The organism is Anaerolineales bacterium, from assembly GCA_003105035.1.
Taxonomy (GTDB): Bacteria; Chloroflexota; Anaerolineae; order Anaerolineales; family UBA4823; genus FEB-25.
Genome location: PQAL01000014.1, coordinates 18,080 through 33,755, shown reverse-complemented (window position 1 = coordinate 33,755; position 15,676 = coordinate 18,080). Strand labels below are relative to the sequence as shown.

The 15,676-nt window shown below is 49.2% G+C and carries 12 protein-coding genes and 1 tRNA gene; 5 read left to right on the top strand and 8 right to left on the bottom strand.

The annotated features are described in order from the left end of the window. Position 1 precedes the first annotated feature (1 nt). Both C3F13_06665 and C3F13_06660 read left to right on the top strand, forming a co-directional pair. Positions 2-2,773, top strand: coding sequence for a hypothetical protein (locus tag C3F13_06665; GenBank protein ID PWB54432.1), 2,772 nt, complete (start codon positions 2-4; stop codon positions 2,771-2,773). A gap of 104 nt (positions 2,774-2,877) precedes the next feature. Further along, entirely contained in the window at positions 2,878-4,374 is a 1,497-nt protein-coding gene (locus C3F13_06660) for a hypothetical protein (protein PWB54431.1), read from the top strand. Between the two features lie 10 nt (positions 4,375-4,384). Here the strand turns inward: C3F13_06660 and C3F13_06655 are convergent, their stop codons facing one another. Continuing rightward, a complete protein-coding gene (locus C3F13_06655; GenBank protein ID PWB54430.1) occupies positions 4,385-5,248 on the bottom strand; it encodes a short-chain dehydrogenase in 864 nt (287 codons plus the stop codon). A gap of 27 nt (positions 5,249-5,275) precedes the next feature. Continuing rightward, positions 5,276-6,310: a DUF2804 domain-containing protein gene (locus tag C3F13_06650; GenBank protein PWB54429.1), complete on the bottom strand. Its 1,035-nt coding sequence runs from the start codon at positions 6,308-6,310 to the stop codon at positions 5,276-5,278. Positions 6,311-6,405: 95 nt separating this feature from the next. Here C3F13_06650 and C3F13_06645 point away from each other — a divergent pair. Continuing rightward, a tRNA-Arg gene (locus C3F13_06645) sits at positions 6,406-6,481 on the top strand. A 167-nt stretch (positions 6,482-6,648) separates the two neighbouring features. On the opposite strand, the gene C3F13_06640 is transcribed toward C3F13_06645, so the two are convergent. From C3F13_06640 to C3F13_06630, 3 genes are all read right to left on the bottom strand, one after another. Beyond that, positions 6,649-7,962 (bottom strand): hypothetical protein, encoded by a 1,314-nt coding sequence (locus tag C3F13_06640; protein PWB54428.1) that lies wholly within the window; start codon positions 7,960-7,962, stop codon positions 6,649-6,651. Between the two features lie 699 nt (positions 7,963-8,661). Continuing rightward, positions 8,662-8,868 (bottom strand): hypothetical protein, encoded by a 207-nt coding sequence (locus tag C3F13_06635; protein PWB54427.1) that lies wholly within the window; start codon positions 8,866-8,868, stop codon positions 8,662-8,664. Positions 8,869-8,969: 101 nt separating this feature from the next. Further along, complete coding sequence (locus C3F13_06630; protein PWB54426.1) at positions 8,970-9,260, bottom strand: hypothetical protein; 291 nt, start codon at positions 9,258-9,260, stop codon at positions 8,970-8,972. A 181-nt stretch (positions 9,261-9,441) separates the two neighbouring features. Between C3F13_06630 and C3F13_06625 the strand changes: the two genes are divergently transcribed. After that, positions 9,442-9,675, top strand: coding sequence for a hypothetical protein (locus C3F13_06625; GenBank protein PWB54425.1), 234 nt, complete (start codon positions 9,442-9,444; stop codon positions 9,673-9,675). After that, entirely contained in the window at positions 9,668-10,006 is a 339-nt protein-coding gene (locus C3F13_06620) for a PemK family transcriptional regulator (GenBank protein ID PWB54424.1), read from the top strand. The genes C3F13_06625 and C3F13_06620 overlap by 8 nt, the downstream gene beginning before the upstream one ends. Before the next feature lie 731 nt (positions 10,007-10,737). Here the strand turns inward: C3F13_06620 and C3F13_06615 are convergent. The 3 genes from C3F13_06615 to C3F13_06605 all read right to left on the bottom strand — a co-directional run bounded on the left by C3F13_06615 (position 10,738) and on the right by C3F13_06605 (position 15,628). After that, positions 10,738-10,962, bottom strand: a complete 225-nt coding sequence (locus tag C3F13_06615) for a hypothetical protein (protein PWB54423.1) — start codon at positions 10,960-10,962, stop codon at positions 10,738-10,740. Between the two features lie 128 nt (positions 10,963-11,090). Beyond that, on the bottom strand, positions 11,091-11,291 hold the full coding sequence (locus C3F13_06610) for a hypothetical protein (protein PWB54422.1): 201 nt from the start codon (positions 11,289-11,291) through the stop codon (positions 11,091-11,093). Positions 11,292-11,470: 179 nt separating this feature from the next. After that, positions 11,471-15,628 carry a hypothetical protein gene (locus C3F13_06605; GenBank protein ID PWB54421.1) on the bottom strand — a complete coding sequence of 1,386 codons (4,158 nt, stop codon included), beginning with the start codon at positions 15,626-15,628 and terminating at the stop codon, positions 11,471-11,473. Positions 15,629-15,676: the final 48 nt, after the last annotated feature.

The following is a 15,676-nucleotide window of genomic DNA, read 5'->3' as shown; positions in this document are numbered from 1 at the left end:
GATGTACGGGCCACCTTCTCTGGCACGACCGACCGATCGTCCGATCTCGCGCGAGGTGCTGCTGACATTGGTGAACACTGCCACGCAGACCGGCGAGTTACGTTATGCCCGCCGCCTGTGCACTTCCTGGCTGGCGTCGTTCCCCGGTGACATGGGTGTGAGACTGCTGAATGCCAAGGCCTACCTCAAAGAGAGCACACCTGCCTTACAGGAACAGGCAGTGCCCATCCTGGAGGTGCTTTGTGACCTCGACCCTGAATTCAGCGAGGCCCAGACAGCGCTGGCTGAAGCCCTGCAGCGGAGTGGCTCAGGCAAGCAGCCTCTTGCAAAGGCATGTGCCACAGCCCTGACCCATGGGCACCCAGCCAAGAATGGCAACGGACAATCCGTGGCTTCATGGGCGAAGAACGTTTATGAAGCCCGCAGCGCCCTTGAAAAAGTGCGAACGGGAGATTACCAGCAGATCGAGAAGGCTGAGTACTTCATCCATAAAGCCCTGGTCGAGAATCCCGATACTCCCCTAGCGTCGGTCGTACATCTGCGCCTGGTGGATTCACAGGCTTCCATGCCGAAGCTGGCTATACGAAACCTGGCGCAGATTTACCACGAGCGCTGGCCAGACTGCCTACAATTCACGCTGAACTATGCTGACCAGCTGATGGAGTCGGGCGAGACGGCCATGGCGGTTGACCTGCTACACCAGGCCGTTTCAAAAGATATCACCGGGCAGGTGGTGAAGAGGATGTGGGGGGAAGCCCACCCATATGCTGCCATGTGGCCTGCATCGCTCGAAATCGAAGACGATGGGATGAACAGCCCACATAATCTCGCCATCCCAGCCGCCGTGGCTGCTACCCTGGGCTGGAACCAACTCGGATCAACTACGCCAGACATAGGGATATCTGGAGATACGTCATCCACTCCAGTACCTGCGTGCCATAATGCTTATTCTGCCGATGTAACGCAAGCTGAGCATGCCTATGCGGCTCATGGAGAACCCCAGGAAGAGACACCCGCGCTCAGCGAATCGACCAAGCAAGCCCAAACCGAGCTGGAAAGGATGGCCAACGAGCTCAAACGGCCACACATCGCCCATGAAGACGGGCGTTTCCCGGTCTATGTGATCTTCACCACGCGGCAGGGACTGCAAACCCTATACAGCCCGGCAAGCATCCAGAGGATCGAGAGCGAGCTGAAGCGCCTGGCAGGCGTGATCCGCGGCAAGAAAGTCAACCAGGAGTTCTGGGGATCGCTATTATTCTATGCTGACGACCCAGCCTCCACCCAACCCTATAGCCTCCAACCCGCCCCATACAACGATGCCTGGAAGCTGAAAACGCTACTGGCCCAGCTGGATACCGCCATGAACAAGCGCGGCGAACGCATCGGGGCGCTGCTCATCGTGGGTGGGCCTGAGGTGGTGCCCTTTCACAACCTGCCTAACCCAGTGGAAGACGCCGATAATGAAGTACCATCAGACAACCCGTACGCGGCCCGCGACAACAACTACTTCATCAGTGACTGGCCGGTTGGGCGTATTTCAGGTGGCGTGGGGAATGAGCCAACCAACCTGCTGAAGATGGTCAAGGAAGTGTCCAGCCATTACGACCAGCAAGCCGAGAAACCGGCCTGGTACCGCAGGCTGATGCTGCGCCTGCGTGAGCTGTTCAAGGCGGGGCTATCCAAGAAGCTTTCCAGCTTCGGCTACACTGCAGCGGTGTGGAAGAGAGCATCACTGGCAGTATTCCGCCCCATTGGCACGCCTGATGACCTGGTCATTTCACCGCCTGTCCACGCTTGCGGTGGCGAAGCTCTAGAACCGGTGGCAATTCCCCAGCAGACTTCCGCCATCAAGGGCTCCACCTGCCTGGTGCTGCCAAACACCCAGCTGGCCTACTTCAACCTGCATGGAGTGCCCGATTCGAGCGAATGGTACGGGCAGACCGACCCTACCACCCCCGAAGCCGGCCCGGAATTCCCGGTGGCCATGCGCCCAGAAGATATCCGCAACGGTGGTTCCGCCCCACGCCTGGTCTTCACCGAAGCCTGTTATGGAGCCAATATCAACGGCAAAGGCGTCGAAGAGGCCATCTCGTTAAAATTCCTGGCTTCCGGTACGCAGGTGGTGGTTGGCTCGACCTGCATCTCTTACGGGTCATTGGCTACACCATTGAGCTCGGCTGACCTGCTGGGGCGGGTGTTCTGGGACCTGCTGCAAGAAGGCTTTACCGCGGGTGAGTCGCTACGCCGGGCTAAGATCCACCTGACCCGCGAGATGAACCAGCGCCAGGGCTTTTTGGACGCCGAGGACCAGAAAACGCTGATCTCCTTCGTGCTGTTCGGCGACCCGCTGGCGCAACCCTTTAAAACCAAGGTCACCCCGAAAGTCACCCCACACCTGTCCGACGCAGCTGTGCCAGTGGCCACGATGTGCGAACGCTCATGTGAGGGCGAGGCCGGCTCATCCGTCCCGCTGGAAACCATCTCGCACCTGAAAAGCATCGTGGCTCAGTACCTGCCCGGAATGAACGATGCCGAAGTTCGCGTGGCTCATGAGCACCAGCGCTGTGCCAGCCTGGGTAAAAAGTGCAGCTGCGGCCAATCCTGCCAGTTTTCCAAGATCGCCGCCAAGAAACAGGCTGCCAACCAGGTTCAGCGCCGGGTGGTCACGCTCAACAAGACCTTCGAGCACGCCCAGCGCCGGCACACGCAGTATGCCCGCCTGACGCTGGATGAACGCGGCAAGATCGTCAAGATGGTCGTCTCCCATTAATAATCCTTAAGCTCCTTCAAGCTCCTTATCGTGATGAAAGCGGGGCAATCGTGGTATCATTTCTCCGTTCTAAAACCGCGTGAGTCTAAATAAACGGAGAAAGATTGCGTAGCAGAAGTAAAGGTTCATTCTCATTCCTGCGCTGGGGGTCGCTACTGTTCCTCTTGCTGGCTGTGGTGGTCACCGTCCTGCAGCTGGTGAGATTTAGTCGCCTGTGGATCAACTTCCCGACCAACCTGTCGATGGCTGGGGTACCAATTGGGCAGCTCAGCCGCCAGGCTGCCGTAGAGCGCTTGCTGACAGTCTATTCCGAGCCGGTGGAGCTGACTTATAACGAGTCGGTCATTCAGCTCGAACCCAATACCGTGGGGTTCACCCTGGATAACGAAGCCATGCTGGCAGCAGCTGAGCAGCAACGCACACGCACCTCTTTCTGGCAGGGATTCTGGAACTACCTATGGAACCGGCAAAGCTCGGCGACCAACATTCCGCTGCGGGCCAGCTACTCGGAAGACCGCCTGCGGGCTTACCTTGAGAGTGAAATTAGCTCTCGCTATGACCAACTGCCCACCTCAGCTGTCCCGGTGGTGGGGACGACCAATTTTCAGGCCGGCAACACCGGTTCACAGCTGGATGTCGACCGGGCTATCCCCTTGATCGAATCAGCCCTGTTCTCCTTGAGCCAGCGCTCAGTGGTCCTGCCGATCAAGAGGACTAATCCCTCGCACCCTACGATGCAGAACCTGGAAGTGCTGCTCAAGCAGACCATCGACCTGTCAGGATTTGACGGGATCATTGGCGTCGACGTGGAGGACTTGCAGAATGGGGAGAGCATCAGCTTCATCCTGAATGGGGGTGAGCAGGTGGCAACTCCACCGGATGTAGCCTTCACAGCCAGCAGCACTATCAAGATCCCCATCATGATCTCCGTTTTCCGGCGAATCGGCGATAGCCTGGATGCAGAGACGACCAAGAACCTGGAAGACATGATCGCTAAGTCGATCAACCCGGCCTCGGATTGGCTGATGCAGAACAAGATCGACAGAAACCAGGGACCATTGCTGGTGACCGATGACATGCAGACCCTGGGACTAGTGAACACCTTCCTGGGCGGCTACTTCTATGCCGGGGCACCCCTGCTCCAACAATTCCAGACCCCAGCTAACCAACGAACTGATATCAGCACCGACCCGGACCCCTACAGCCAGACCACCCCTTCCGAGATGGCCCTACTGCTCAAGGATATTTACCAGTGCGCCAACCAGAATGGTGGCTCACTGATCGCAGCCTTCCCGGGTGAGATCACCCAGGCTGAATGCCAGAGTATGATCAACTACCTGGTCCAGGACCGCATCGCTCTGCTCATACAAGCGGGTGTGCCAGATGGGACAAATGTGGCCCATAAACATGGCTGGGTGACCGACCTGTATGGGGTCATCCACGATATGAGTGATGCTGCCATCGTCTTCACCCCGGGGGGTGACTACACATTCACCGTGTATATGTACCACCCGGTACAGATTGTCTTCGACCCGGCCAACCAGTTGGTCAAGGACCTGTCGCAGGCTATCTACAACTACTACAACATCCCATCGCCGTAGTTTAAGGAATTTAGTGAAGGGGATCGGAAAGGCTAGTGAGCTCCAGGCTGGCTTGCCATAAGCGCCAGGCAGCCTGCATGTCATACGATTCTGGGCTTGAGCGAACTGGTTCGCAATTGGCATAATATTGGCCAGTAACGCCTTCGACATCAGGTGAGACAGCCAGGTAGATGCTGGTCTGGGCACCTTCCAAGGGAGTTTGCCCGATACGCTGCATGACGGGGCTGATGAGCGGAGTGAGCCAGCGGTTGACCTTCTTCCAGATATCGGTAGCCACCATCCCTGGTGTCAGAGCGTTGGCGGTGATATGAGTATCAACAAGCTTACGAGCCAGCTCGTAGGTGAATAAGACATTTGCCAGCTTTGAGCGCCCATAAGCCTGCGCGGGATTGTAGAACCTGTGCTGCTGCAGGTCGTCGAAATCCAGCTCCCCGCCCTGGTGGCTGCCCGATGAGACATTGATCACCCGTGCGCCGGGGCTTTGTTTCAATAAGTCGATGAGCAAGAGGGTCAGCAGGAAATAGGCCAGGTGGTTGAGTGCAAAGGTCATCTCGATGCCATCCGAGCTGAGTGTGCGGCGGAGGAAAAATCCACCGGCATTATTTACCAGGACATCCAGGCGATCGTGGCGGTCGTGATAAGTGGCAGCAACCGCCCGCACCTGGACCTGGGATGACAGGTCAGCCAGCAAGTAATCTACCGAGGGATTGTGCACCTGTTCCTGGATCCAGGCCACGGAAGCCTGGCATTTAGCCTCGTTGCGCCCAAGGATCGTCACCAACGCACCCATGCGGGCGAGCTCCAGGGCAGTGTACAGGCCAATGCCGGAGGTGGCGCCTGTGACGAGCACCACCTTTCCATCGATATTACTCATGGAGTACCATCCGGTCGATATATGAAATCACCAGCGCGCCTGGTGCTCCTCAGCAAAGCCGACCAGGTCGGTGAGGTGGATCAGCTCGCCCTGGTCGGTGCGGACCGTGCCGGAGTAGCGGCCAAACATCTGGTGTACTTCGCTGGTGATAATGCCCAGGTTGGTGGTGGCGATGCGCTCCTTGAATGGCACGAACTCCAGGTCAAGACGACCTTCCGAATCGGTGAACTTCCAGGGATGCATGTACTGGCCGGATTGGTACCCAAACTTGACCTGCTCGAGCTTGTGGACTTTCCCATCCAGCACCAGGCAGTTCTCGGTGGCTTTTGACAGGTCGCCGAACCCGCAGCCCAGGTTCAGGCCGATGGTGCGCCCGTCGGGCATGAAGCCCGAGGCACTGGCCCAATTCCAAAAGCTCTGGTACTCCCACACCCCCCTGCCCCAATCGAGTGAACCGAGGCAAGTAGAAGGTGTAATTACCTCTGATTTGCCACCATATTGTAGGGAGCCTTCAGCCGGCAGGCAGTTGACCTTGCGGTTATAGTAAAAGCGTTGCTTCCCAATCGGGATGACGATGGTCATCGATTCATGCCCAGGAAGCTCGCGGAACAGGATCTCAGCCGAAATGCCCCGCCCGTCGTGGAAAGCGGGCCAGGAGACCGAGACTTGCCGCTCCCCGGGGATAACCTGAAAGTGCAGCTTTAGGCGCTTGTCCTCGAAAATGCTCTCTCCTTGCCAGCTGTCGCGTGGCAGGTTAATACCTTTACTCAAAGGAACGACCAGCCCCTCCTCGTGGAGCTCACCGGTGGTCAGGTCCATGATATAGACGAACAGGTTGCCAGCATAGCCAAGGTCAGCGATAGTGGCGGAGAAGAAAGTTTGTGGAGTGAATAAAGCGTAATAATCCCAGCGCTTGATACGGAAGCGCTGGAAAGGCTTAAAGGTGTAGAAGTGGGCATTTTCCAGGTTACACTCCAGGAGTGGCTGAGGTGACCACCCCACCTGGGTAAGTTGCCCGCGCGAGTCCAAGAGTTTACCGGGTAGTGTTAGCAAGGTCTGCATAGGTGTCCTCCGTGAGTAATTGTAGCATGGGGAGGAATTTCACAGGTAGCGCAGGGGAGATTGAGTGAAAGGAAGTCAGGGTATAATGGGAACAAGCCCCCGTAGCGCAATGGACAGAGCACTTGACTTCGGATCAAGCGGTTGTGGGTTCGAATCCCGCCGGGGGCGCCTATAAATGGGGGTGTTAACTCAATAAACCCCCATTTATAGCCAGAGTTGGAAAAGTGAATAGATAGTTTAGCGCCATTAATAAACCACAGAAATGGACCGCGGGGAAGAAAAACGGTTTCTAGAGAACCCGGGGGGTCAGTTTCACACATGATTTGCATATTTTCTGATCAAGCTGAAGGTGTTTCGGCTCTGGAGACAAGAAGTTTATCAACCCGGTGACCATCCATATCTACCACTTCAAAGCGCCATCCATTCCAATAGGTGGTGTCGCCAGCATTTGGGATACGCCTGATTTCAGACATGATCATACCCCCCAGCGTTTTATAACCGGCATCATCCTCATCAGGCAATTTATCCAGGTCGAGAAGGTCTTTAAGTTCTACCGTTGAAAGCATCCCATCGAGAAGATAAGAACCGTCCTCGCGTTGAATGATATCAGGTTCCTCTACATGATCCTCAAGCATTGGAATGTCACCTACAATTGCCTCCAGCATATCATTGATTGTCACCATACCTGTGATACCACCGAATTCATCCATGATTAAGGCTAGATGACTTTTCTTTTCCCGCAGACGCTCCAATAACTCCAGAACTGACATGCCCTCCGGAATGAATACTGCAGGCTGGATCGCAGCTTGTAAATCTATTTCTTGACCATTCTGCAGCTGAGCAAATATATCCTTCACCTGGACAATCCCCAAGATATCGTCCAGGTCTTCTTTACAAACCGGGAAACGAGAGTAACCGGATGAAGTAATCTTACCAAGATTTACTTCTATTGAATCTTCGACATCCAAAAAGACCATTTCTGTGCGATAAGTCATCAACGAAATTACCAGGCGGTCACCCAGGCGGAAGACACGCTTGACGATCTCTTGCTCGGCATCTTCGAAGACACCAACCCGCGCGCCTTCATAGATCATCATCTTGACCTCTTCTTCGGTCACCGATGGCTCATTGGATGGCTTAACTCCAATCAAGTGGAAGACTGCCTCAGTTGAGCTGCTCAATATCGCAACAACAGGCTTAACGAGTAAAGCAAGCCCATTCATGGGTGCTGCTACCTTGGCAGCAATGCTTTCCGCGTTATTGAGCGCAATCCGTTTGGGCACCAATTCGCCAAAAATCAGGGTGAAATAAGTAATGAGAAGGACAACGATTGTAATGCCAATAGCTTCGCTGTATGGCTCCAACCATACGATCTTACTTAAGTTTGCAGATATTTCTTCGGCGATGGTTGCACCGCCGAAAGCCCCGCTGAGAATGCCAATCGTCGTTATCCCAACCTGTATGGTGGAGAGAAAACGATTGGGTTTATTCGATAAAACCAATGCAACCGAGGCACCTTTTTCCCCCTCATCAGCTTTTTGCTGCAATCTTGTTTTTCGTGCTGATATAACAGCCATTTCGGCTAGAGCAAAGAAGCCATTGGCAAGGATCAACAGAAAAACGATCAATATTTCTGTAGCAATCTTATTCATACATCACGTAAAGCAGTGAATATATTGTAAAAGATTATATCAGAGCAGCAAACCACTTTGAGAGTAATTCGATTACAACCAGAATAAACTTGGGTGCTTCAAATCGGTGGTGATTGGAGTAAGAATTTCGTCCATCAAGCAAGCTGCTTCATACTGGATCCGGGGAATATTGTTTGCATTGCGAGCAATGCAAGCTAAGTAAGTATAAGTGGGCTTTAAGATTGCCAGTGAGTAACACAGCATCCGCCCAAAATTCGGTAGGAGACCCCAGCCACAATGATTATAGGAAACCCATACCTTCGGATCAGGCGGTTGTGCGTAGTCCCAAACGTTTGCCGTTTGGGACTACGCACACAAACTGGGCAGTCGCCGGGGAGCACGGCAGGTGACGTGACCCCACCGGGGGCGCCTATTTATAGAGGTAATTACTCGGTATTCTGTTACACATTTCCATAATTGAGAAACCGAGCAAATAAATTAACGCCGTTAATAACCTCTAAGAATTGTTAGTATTGATAAACCGGTCTCCAGGTTTATATGGAGATCGGTTTTGATCGATATGATTTCGTAATCAGCTTATGGTTTATAAGATATGAGATCGATCCAGATCGGAGCGAGAGTACCATCCATCAGGGAGATGCCTGATCCTGCATGATGAGGGTGAAATAGGCGGATTTCGTTCCGAAAGGATTTTTACAATTATGCAACCTTAGAATATTGTGTACGCCGAAAAAGAAAATAGCCAGCAACACCAATTCCAACAATAAGTTGGAGAATCACCAGAGTTGTTCTTGCTGAATTAATCTCAGAAGACCAAGAGCTTATTAACCAGTAGACTGCGTTAGCAGCCAGCATTAAAAATACCCCAGCCACAATGCCTTGATCAAACGCTTTTCGTGGATTCATTCAAGCCACCATTCCTTTTGATCAAATCCTGGGAATTCAATGAATATATTCTTCCCTTTATTATACGCGCAAAGTGTTGCGATATAAAAAGTAATGAAATATTACCAATTTCTGATTTCGATTGGTATTGGAATGAGAATATCATCCATCAGTCGAGCCGCTTCATCCTGGGTCCCTGGAATATTGCGAACGCAGGGAGCATCGCGAGCAAAGCGAGCTAAGTGAGCATAAGTGGTCATTATGATCGTCAGAGAGTGGCCCAGCATCCCAGCCACCATGATCGGAGGAATCCCATAATCAAGCATAATCGAAGCAGCGGTGTGCCGGCTGTCATGGATAAGCATCGCTGGTATGCTGGCCGTTATAAAAATGGAGAAAAATTTGACTTGCATAAGCTTTTGGGATAAAAAATTTTCGATTTGTCGCCTCACTCCGTGGAGTTGGCTTCCATAATTGGAACCGACACTCACCAGAAAGCCGGCCTAGTGGGTAAATGGAGAATATGAAACACAAGAAAATGATGTATAATATCAATGTATAATTATTGTGTATGACGATCTGGGAGAAATAACTATGTACCGTACTCAAATTTTAATTGAGCCAGAGCAGCACAAAGCTCTGGCAGAGATAGCTCATCGTGAGAAACGCAGCCTGTCGGACGTAGTTAGAGAGATGTTGCAAAAGCAGCTGGAAGAGCGCAAGAAGTTAGATTTAGAATTGGCTGCAAAAGCATTATTGGCTGACTACCGTAGCGATCCTGAACTCACCGTCTTTAGCGCTCTCGACAATGAGGATTTTCATGCGTAAGAGTGAGATCTGGCTTATCAATCTCGATCCAACGGTTGGAGCAGAGATTAAGAAAACGCGCCCAGCCATAATTGTCAGTGAAGATGCGATTGGGTCATTACCATTGCGAGTCATCGTCCCATTGACGGATTGGAAAGATCACTACCAAATCGCTCCATGGATGGTACGTATTGAGCCAAACACTGCCAACGGCCTGGGTAAACCCTCAGCCGCGGATGCGTTCCAAATCCGCTCGGTGTCCCAGGCCAGGTTTATCAACCGCATTGGAAGAATATCAAATGAACAACTTCAGGAAATATTGAAAGCCATTCAAATCGTTATTGGCGCATGAAACATAGGTCAGACAAAACGCTCACGAAAATCCTAAGTAGAATATAATTTCCTCTCTTGGCAATGATATTTCTATTGCATAAAATTGCTTATCTTAGGATGCATTGTTTTTCATGCCATAATCCACAAGTTACTCCTGTTCTCGGTATATGTCATTGACTAATAAACTTTAAAGTTCCTCATATCTACAGCCAATCGAAAACCTACCTACTTCAGTTTAAAAAGGTGTGACTTGCTGCAGGTTATAAACTCTCAGTAAAAATTTCACACTAATGGCCAAAGGATTTTAAAGGGCCAGTGTATATTACGAATACGCTCTTTGCCCACAGGATAGAGCATCTCCCTTCGGATCAGACAGTTATGCGTAGTCTCAAACGTTCACCATTCGGGAGGTTCGAATCCGCCGGAATGTATGGCAGTCGCCGGACCCGCCGAAGATCACGGCAGGTGACAGCACGGCAGGTGACGTGACTTCGCCGGGGGTGCCGATCATGGGCGAATTTAATTAATATATAACGTCCGATCCCATACTTGGGGCTAGCTTTATTTGCAGGCAGATTTCTGGGCGCGATGCGGGTGTAATAATTACTGAGGCCTTGACAGTAAAACCTAACAAAATCAATCCAGGGAAGGACAAGCAGTTCGATTCTCTGTCGATAAATCAAGTGGTTGTGAGTGCGAATCCAAAGGAGTATTCTATATGTGACCTTCCGGACAGTACCCTAGATGGATTTACGGTTTCCATTCTACACAACCCGATTGCTGCAGCATTTTTGCAACAAATTCACAACCTTTCTCAGACAGGTGCCCACTATCATCTCCGATATCCCCACTTTCCCTGGGATCCAGCATATGATCCGGCCCTTTCAAAGCATCCATTATATGCACTGAGGCACACCGCGTTCCTTCGCAACCTTCTGAATAGCCGTTATAAAATTTCCCATACAGAATGCACATGCATCATCCAACCCTGTTGCTCAGTAAAGAGAGTGAACCGGAATATAATAATCAGTCAAACGCAGGATGAGCGGCTTGCCATCCCTGACCTTGATAATTTCGTCCAGGATATCGTTCAGTGTATTTTGTTAGGTTATATAAGTCACCGGTTCGCAGCCATACAGCATTCTTTCTTTATTACCAGCCAGATCATCCATTGCTGTGCTGTTTTCAAAGACACCAAAGAAACATGCCGTGGCGTAGTTCTCGGGTACATCCCAGGCAACGTCGGTTGGTCTAAATCCAGCAGGATTGCCAAACAACAGCATAACCTCAGCATCGCCAACCAACCCTGGCTACGGTCGTAAACAATCTTTTCTTTCCTCGTAATTGGTAGCAGAAAAGGTATTGGTTTGCAAGTTTTTCAAAATCGTATCGACTCCCAGACCGCTCACCCAAACGCTACGCTTATTCAGGAAATATAAATTAATTAAAAATAACTTTTGTGATCCAAATAACCGATATTTTTCTATGGTTGTATAGAAATTCGAGGATTTCCCCAACCGGCCCAATCATAACGATTATCACCTGATGGACTAGAACTAGTTGTAAAAATGAGCTTAATAATTTGCCCTCCGTAAGGGCTAAGATCGATTGTATACGGTAACCAACGCCTATCTTCTATGTTTTCCTTGGGATCGATATAAGCTGACCATATTTCCTTCGAAGTATCAGGGCTATCCTCAACGAATAATCCAAAAGTAACCCCATCACCGGGTTGAGTCCATACTTCAGGGGATAGTGCAATGTCAAATGACAACCTGGCACCATCTTCTGGTATGGCAAGTGTAAAATCCACTTGAGAATCAGGGTGCATATATAAAACAGGCTCCCGATTTCCTTCAATTGTAAAATAATCGGCGCGTACATATTCTGCAGCAGGTGATGTGATAGCGGCCTCACCCAGGTAGGCGATAAAATTATAAACTTTACCCATCGAGGCTGCAGCTTTTAAAATACATGCCTGGTTGAACTGCTCATCAGCATTAATGCGATCACCTACATAAAGAAAAGCATTCCCAAGGGTAGTATGCGCTTCATCCCATCCTGGTGTTTGATCGACAGCACTTCGATAAGTAATAATAGCTTCTTCCTTTTTTCCTTGAGCCCATTGCATCCAACCTAAGGCCAACAGAGATAGTGATTCACGCGGATTTAGCTCATCAGCCTTACGATACTCATCCGCTGCTTGGTCTTGTTTTCCAAGCGCTTCGTATGTTTTCCCTAAGAAGAAGTGGATGCCGCCGTCGTATGGATTGGCATATGCTGCAGAATGATAATACGCAAGCGATTGTTCGAACAAGCCAGAGATAAAATAAAAATGTCCTAGAATAATATTGCTAATTATTGGTCGAAGCTGAGGCATTGTAGCAATTTTTTTAGCAATATTTGATTCAGTAGATTGTGATAAGCATTGTCCTATATCCCATAATCGCGAATCCAGAGGGCGAGCGTAGGATTGTCCCATTAATACTGCTACTCGAAGACATGCATTAGTTGAATCTTGTAAATCTCCAATACTCCGATACATACTTGAGAGAGCCAGATAATCTTCGGGTGTTCCATCGATCAATGCAGCTTTTTCCAGTTCAATTATGGCTTGGGCAAGATTATTCTGCTCCCGGTAATATTGTGATCGAAGTTCATAAAGCCTGGAATTATACATATCCGAATGGAAAATAGTTTTAACAGATTGTTGTTCAATCTTACTAATTTCATTACCAGCTTCTGGCCACATTCTCCTATCTAAATACACAGAAATGAGTTCGAAGCGAGAGGAGGTATTTTTTGGACTGACGATAACTGCACGTTCTAGCTCGAATTGAGCATCTGCCAAGCGACCTTGCTTTGAATACAGAGTGCCAAGGTCACGAAAACCGTAGGCACTGTGTGGTTGGTATTCTTGGAATTCACGGTAGGCTTGCTCAGCGATGGAAAGCAAATCCGATTGGCGAGCTGCTTCAGCATAGGCAGCTAAAAGAAGGTGAGCATCGGTTAAGTTATTTCTACGAGCGTCTTGATAATCCACATAAACTGCATTAATAACATCATTGAGAGTTAGAGGGCTGCTCTCTCCCGTCCGCAATGAAAACAGGCGTTCAGTATAATCGCTTAAACCAAGATGAGCTTTTATTCGTGGCTCAAGGTCCTTCGGTGAGCCATAAAAATAGACTGGATCGAGTTGTAGTATTGGGTTCTGGGCAGTTAAACCGTCATTAGTTAAAACCTGGATCTTCCAGATTGGATCGGCAGCTGAAGATGGAGTCAACTCGATAGCCGTTTTGAACATATCCAAGGCTTCAGCTGTATAGCCTTGGACAGCTAGTGCCAGTCCTAAATCTTCATGCAAACCATCCTGCCATTGCTCTTTTGGATCTTTGGATATAGCATCTTTAAAATAGGATGTCGCTTGACCTAGATTGCCCTGATACCAGGCTAACCAGCCTAATTGATCTAGATAGGGCGAGTAGCCTTGATTGAGACTTGATGCTCGTTCGTAGTTCCTGATACCGTCTAAAATTTCTCCTCTCTCCAAATAAACATGGGCAGCCATGGCAATGATCTTGTCATTCAAAGGATCAAAACGATTAGCAGTTAATAAAGCATTGCTAGCGTCAATCCATCGATGTTCCTGGAAAGCAATAAAACCTCTTGTGTAGTAATAATATGAAATGGAAGGACTGAGTACTCCTAGAAGAGCTATGATTATCAGTACCGACTGGTAAAGTTGCGATAAATGGTTTTTCGAACCCCCATGGTAGTTATTATTCTCCCCAGATGATGAAAAAGAATAAACAGGAATTTCTCCTCTTGGAATAATACCGCTTACAAGGTTCTCTTTTTGTTCAAGGTGAGGTAGAGCAACTAGTAAACCAATCAAACCCCAAATTGGGAAACTGAAAAAAAACGGCGTCACATTCAATGAATCTGCCATACCGTAGGCTAATTCACCAATTATCCCCGCCAGGCAGGCAGCGGCCCAAGCCCGTTGTATCTTTTGGAACTCCGCATTTTCTTCTTTGGGTTTAAAGATTGTTTTTAATCCTAGCCAAACGAGCGCTATTAGAAAACCGATAAAGCCGAGGAAACCGAGGATGCCTGATTCCGAGCCGGCTTGTAAGAAATTATTCAAGGAATGGATTTTTAAAGCAGTCCTATTAACTCTAATATTGTTAATCGGATCATCATCTGTAACCTGTGTACTTACTGAAAGTGCAACCTCGTTTGCATAAGGCGTTTGTAAGGTCAGATTATTTGGACCGCCACCGAAAAGTGGATGATCGGCCCAGGCGAGCAATGCGCCTTCCCAGTGCATTAATCGCCCGTTGTACGAGTAAATATTAAGGCGAGGTGCTATATAGAATGCTGACCCCAAGAAACCTAACGCCAAAAGCAGGGTGAGTAGTATCAGAGCACCCTTTCCGATAATTAAGCTGCCTAACCTGATCCGTAACTTAGACAGATTAGGCCAGTACAAAAGTACGATATAGACAATCAATCCTGCCAACCATCCAAAACAACCAACCCATGAACGGCTATAAATCATTACAAATGCACTGCCAGCCAGCATGCCCCGGGTAGCCCAATGTTCAGCTCTGCTCGTACTACGATATGACAGTGCTAGAGCGAGAGGTATGACACATAAAACAGAGCGAGCGATAAAATTGGCACCCCCCATCTCGACCGGATGCAACCGATAAGATAGAGCAGCCAGCAGGCCAAAAGGTGCTATCAGACTCACCAGCTTGATAATACCCAATACTACTGGTATTCCACCGGCAATGGCTACGATTGCCCAGGCTGCTATACGCCAGGAAATGGTTCCTCGGATCACATGAGAGGCAATGGTTGCTAAACCCAGCATGCTCCCTAGTTCAAGCCAAAAATATAAGCTCCGCCCTGGCACGGGTGAGAACAAGACTGCTAACCCAACAGCCCCTAGGTAGAGACAACCCCAGGTCAAGATACTTGAAAAATATCGTTTTGGCGATCGTAGTAGAATTATAAATCTATTGCTTATTTGGAGTGCCGATTCCTTAATTCCTATACTTTGGCTATATTGGTCACTGGACAAATCTGATAATTGTAAATATTTGAGAGCTGCCAAAAGAAAAGAAGCAAAAATCGGTGCATATACCGGACCGGATTCGGATACAGCAAAGCTAGGGATGTAAAGTACTGAGCTAAACAATGCTGCATTAAGCAAACTAGCCAAAATGCGACCATAATCAGACCAGGCATTGATAGCTAAAATTGAAACTATTGCCATTATGCAAGATAGGAGCAAGTAGATCTGCTTCATTCCTGGAATAAAGTTTATAGGCAGGTTGGATGAAGGTAGATTTATTGAAACAAGCGCCTGCGTAGTGCCTGAGATGATTATTAAGGCAAGCGCAAGATCAAGAAGATAATTGTAGTTATGGAAACGGTCATGCGCAGATCGATGACCTTTCTTCCATCTCCAGAATAACATACCCAGGAGAATGCCAAGAGCAACCATGCCTCCTGCTTCAAAAGCAAAGGGGAAACTTAACGACGAAAAACTAATAAACAGCGAACTCACTATTAATAGTAAACCCAGGATTAAGCGCAATATACTTGAACTACGATAAGTATGGATCATCATTTAGTATCTGTATTGTGTACAACAAAATATTCCAACTGCTGAAAAGTT

Excerpts from the sequence above, each read along its gene's own strand:
- C3F13_06665 (PWB54432.1), top strand. The coding sequence starts at position 2 with ATGTACGGGCCACCTTCTCTGGCACGACCGACCGATCGTCCGATCTCG.
- C3F13_06655 (PWB54430.1), bottom strand. The coding sequence starts at position 5,248 with ATGAGTAATATCGATGGAAAGGTGGTGCTCGTCACAGGCGCCACCTCC.
- C3F13_06650 (PWB54429.1), bottom strand. The coding sequence starts at position 6,310 with ATGCAGACCTTGCTAACACTACCCGGTAAACTCTTGGACTCGCGCGGG.
- C3F13_06640 (PWB54428.1), bottom strand. The coding sequence starts at position 7,962 with ATGAATAAGATTGCTACAGAAATATTGATCGTTTTTCTGTTGATCCTT.
- C3F13_06635 (PWB54427.1), bottom strand. The coding sequence starts at position 8,868 with ATGAATCCACGAAAAGCGTTTGATCAAGGCATTGTGGCTGGGGTATTT.
- C3F13_06630 (PWB54426.1), bottom strand. The coding sequence starts at position 9,260 with ATGCAAGTCAAATTTTTCTCCATTTTTATAACGGCCAGCATACCAGCG.
- C3F13_06625 (PWB54425.1), top strand. The coding sequence starts at position 9,442 with ATGTACCGTACTCAAATTTTAATTGAGCCAGAGCAGCACAAAGCTCTG.
- C3F13_06620 (PWB54424.1), top strand. The coding sequence starts at position 9,668 with ATGCGTAAGAGTGAGATCTGGCTTATCAATCTCGATCCAACGGTTGGA.
- C3F13_06615 (PWB54423.1), bottom strand. The coding sequence starts at position 10,962 with ATGTGCATTCTGTATGGGAAATTTTATAACGGCTATTCAGAAGGTTGC.
- C3F13_06605 (PWB54421.1), bottom strand. The coding sequence starts at position 15,628 with ATGATGATCCATACTTATCGTAGTTCAAGTATATTGCGCTTAATCCTG.